The organism is Falsiroseomonas sp. RANM36, from assembly GCF_056682175.1.
Map to the genome: position 1 here is coordinate 149,199 of NZ_JBWXTD010000008.1, position 2,197 is coordinate 151,395.

Annotated in this window: 2 protein-coding genes and 1 pseudogene; all 3 read right to left on the reverse strand. The window is 75.7% G+C overall.

The features are described from left to right. Nucleotides 1–611 (reverse strand): annotated as a pseudogene (locus AC1MIR_RS26375) (copper resistance protein); the annotation flags it as partial. Further along, the gene (locus AC1MIR_RS26380) at nucleotides 608–1,018 is read right to left on the reverse strand and encodes a copper resistance CopC family protein (protein WP_480031151.1); all 411 of its coding nucleotides are present in this window, start codon (nucleotides 1,016–1,018) and stop codon (nucleotides 608–610) included. The pseudogene AC1MIR_RS26375 and the gene AC1MIR_RS26380, both read right to left, overlap by 4 nt. Nucleotides 1,019–1,104: 86 nt before the next feature. Beyond that, entirely contained in the window at nucleotides 1,105–2,049 is a 945-nt protein-coding gene (locus AC1MIR_RS26385) for an AraC family transcriptional regulator (RefSeq protein ID WP_480031152.1), read from the reverse strand. Nucleotides 2,050–2,197 lie beyond the last annotated feature (148 nt).

The window sequence follows — 2,197 nt, forward strand, 5'->3', positions numbered from 1 at the left end:
CCGCGGGCCCCGCCCCCGCCCCCCCCCCCGCCCCCGCCCCCCCGCCGCGCCGCCGCGGCGGCCGGGCCGCGCCGCCGCGCGACCCAGAGCAGCGGCGGCAGCGAGCCGACCCAGAACGCGACCACCGCGAGATGCAGCACCACCAGGGCCGCGATCTCCTGCCGCGGCCGGAAGAGCATCGAATGCCCCATCGCCGCATAGGAGAAGAGCACGAGCGCCGCACCCACCGCCGCCACGGCGGAACCCGCGCGCCAGCGCGTCGCCGCCGCGGCCAGCAGGACCAGGCCGGCGCTGCGCAGCCAGAAGGCATCGCCGATGCGCGAGCGCATCACGGCCGCCCACACATCCGGATCGGTGGCGCTCGCCCCCGCCGTCAGCACGAAGACGCGCAGCGCCAGCGCCGCGACCGAGAGCACCAGGCCCGCCGCGACGGCGCCGAGCAGCAGCCGCCGCAGCCGCGCCGCCTCCGCCGCTTCCAGCCGGTGGCCGAAGCCGATCGTGAAGAAGGCAAGCCCCGCCGCGCCGATCGTCGCGACGTAGTAGAGCGCGCGCAGCACCACCGTGAGCCCGTCGGCGAGCGAGGGGTCCGGCTGCAGGTATTCCAGGATCATGGCGCGCGCGGCCCCGCGACGCGGAAGGGAATGACGCCGCCGACCGCATGGCCGTCCGCCGAGATGATGCGCCACTCCGCGCGGTACTCGCCGGGCTCGAGCGGCGGCAGGGCGACGACCTCCCGCGTCGCCTCGCGGATCGCGCGGCGGGGCAGGGCGATCTCCGCCCCGCCGACGCGGTGCAGGCGCAGCGCGGTCAGTTGCACCCGCTCGTTGAACTGCAGCGCGATGCTCTCCGGCGCGCGGTCCAGCACCGCGCCGGCGGCGGGGACGGAGCCGCGCAGTTCGGAATGCGCCGCCGCCGACGTGGCGATGGCAACGAAGGGCAGCAGCAGCAGGCCGCGCCGTCCCGGCCGGCGATGGTCCCGGCCGGTGCCGTGCGTTCTCGGGCTCGGAATGCGGACCATCGCCCTGCGGCGCTCCTTGCAGATTGCGCCGAGGCTAATGGTTGCCGCCGCGGGAAGGTCAAGGGGGCGTGGCGGGCGCCCCCGGCTCAGTCCGGCCGGCGCCGGGTCTCGCTCGGATGCTCGCCGAACATGGCGCGGTAGTCCTGCGCGAAGCGGCCGAGATGCCAGAAGCCATGGTCCAGCGCGACGGTCTTCACCAGCGGCGCGGCCCCCCGCGCCAGCAGCGCGGCGCGCACCTGCGCCAGGCGCCGGCGCTTCAACTGGGTCAGCGGGCTGCAGCCATAGACCGCCGCGAAGGCCCGATGCAGCGTGCGCCGGGACACGCCGAGCGCCGCGGCAAGGTCGGTCACGCCCATCGCCGGCACGGCCTCATCCGCCAGCAGCGCATTGGCGGCGTGGATGATGCGCAGAAGCTGCCCGGTCGCGCGCGGCTGCTCGACCCAGGCCGCCGGGCCGGCCAGGGCGCGCTGGATGGCGGCTTCCACCGAATCGCGCAGCCCCGCGACCGCCATCGGGTTCGCGATCACCTCGGCCGAACGGGACGCGGCGGCGACGCCGGCCTCGAGCGCCGCCATCAGCGCGTCGTGCTCCGCCCCGCCGATGTCGCGGATCGCATGGCCGCCGGCGCCGGGGATGCGCTCGCCCCAACCTTCGACGAGCCGCGCCAGGCCGCCGGGCGCGAGTTGGGCGCCGGTCCAGACGGCCGGCTGCCGGAAATGCGTGTCGATCGGCGTGCGGTCGCCGGCCAGCACGATCTCCCCGCGGCCGAAGGCATGCCCCTGATGCAGCATGGAGCCGGGCGCCGTGCGCGCCAGCATCAGCACATCCCCCGGCGCGGCCGCGCCCTGGCGGATCTGCGGCGGCACCGCGGCGCGATAGAGCATGATCCCGCCGAGCCCCGCCACGTCGAGCGTCGCCCGCCAGAATCCCGGGGCCATGGGGATCACCCGGCCGCCGGAATTCGCGGTGGCGGCGACGAAGGCGTCGAAATCCTGGAAGGCGGCGTTCCGGGCGAAGACCTCGGCCCGCATCGGCAGCTCTCCTCGCCACCGGTGACCCTGCCCCCTAATTGCCCTCGTTCATGAGCAGAGCCTGTTCTCCATTTGCCCCGATGCGGGGCGGGTTGCAAATGCGGCTGGGGTGAGCCCGTTCAGGCTCGTGTGCGGGCGGGCCGTGTTG